The 1,335-nt window shown below is 40.2% G+C and carries 2 protein-coding genes; both read left to right on the forward strand.

What is annotated here, in order from left to right:
• Positions 1–306 (forward strand): hypothetical protein (locus N5O98_RS27170; RefSeq protein WP_269496250.1); only part of this gene is annotated, 306 nt, incomplete at its 5' end.
• A 451-nt stretch (positions 307–757) separates the two neighbouring features.
• On the forward strand, positions 758–1,335 hold a 578-nt coding region (locus N5O98_RS27175; protein WP_269496253.1), incomplete at its 3' end, for a DUF6088 family protein.

The following is a 1,335-nucleotide window of genomic DNA, read 5'->3' on the forward strand; positions in this document are numbered from 1 at the left end:
ATTCACCTTGTTCTTTTGTATAGGATTGGTTATTGGGTTAGGATGAGCAATTTATATGCTACTGCTAATAAGGTCAATGTAAATCAAAGGAATATGAAACTGAAATATATATTGAATGCTATACTATTTGTTTTGGCATTATCTTTTTTGTCTATGTGTATATTTAAGACTACAGAGTTAAGTTTAAAATGTATGCAATTTGCTGTATCTATCTCTTGTATAGGAGCAATGTTTTCTACAAAAAGATATAGATACATATTTGCATCTATTGCTTTAATCATTATAGGAATATCTTTTTCACTTTAAATGTCCATAATAACGATAATGATTTGATTATTGAATGGTATAATAATAGTCCAGTCTACAGATAGCGACTAAAAACGGGGGCAAGGGATGCCCGAATTTGTCCTGCGGAGCTTGAAATTATCCGGGTGCGGTAAATCTCCAACTGTTGGTTGGAGATTTAAAACGGGTACAGACCGAAGTTAATCGCTTGCTTTAAACGAGCCATTTGTGAGCCATTTGTATATATTGTTTTCGGCTTATAATCAACAGTTTTACAAAAATCGCATTATACTTGTGAGCCATTTGTGAAGCGTTTATGAAGCGTATGGCAAGCCTTTGATTGAGTTTCCGTTATTCTCCTATTATCAGGTGACACGACAAAAAGAAAACATCTTCGGCAAAATCTTTGTTATGTTTTTGCAGGTGATTACATAATATACTATCTTTGCATATAGAAACAAAGGACATAAATATGGCTTCATTCAGAAAAGAGATACTTGGGCAGATTGAACGGATAGATACCGGGCGTATATTCACGTTCCGGGATTTATCGTTTGAAACGGAAAAGACCGCCAATGTTGCGGTGCTACTTTCCGAACAGAGCCGCAAAGGGGTACTGGTACGGGTTGAAAAGGGGGCGTACTACCGTCCCAAGAAATCAGTGCTGGGGCTGGGAAAGCTGCCTGTCTATCAGGATGAACAGTTCCGCTACCTGACTGAAAAACTGAACGGCTATATCACGGGGGCTTACATCTATAACAAAATGGGGCTGACCGAACAGGTAGCCACAACCATAACGATAGCCACTCCTAACCCGGTTCGCCGTTTCCGTTTCAAGAACTTGGATATAGAGTGCGTGAAAGCCTACTGCATGGTCTATCCGGATGAAAGCCTTGTCCCGTACTTGCGGCTGCTCGATGCGATAAAGGATATGAAGCGCATACCCGGAACAACCGGGCAGGACATCTACAACCGGGTCAAAAGCCAATATTTCAACGGGTACAGCCTGCCGGAACTGGAAAAAATCGTATCTTTGGCGAAAAGTTACCC

It is taken from the genome of Bacteroides sp. LFL-34, assembly GCF_027257075.1.
Lineage (GTDB): Bacteria > Bacteroidota > Bacteroidia > Bacteroidales > Bacteroidaceae > Bacteroides > Bacteroides ovatus.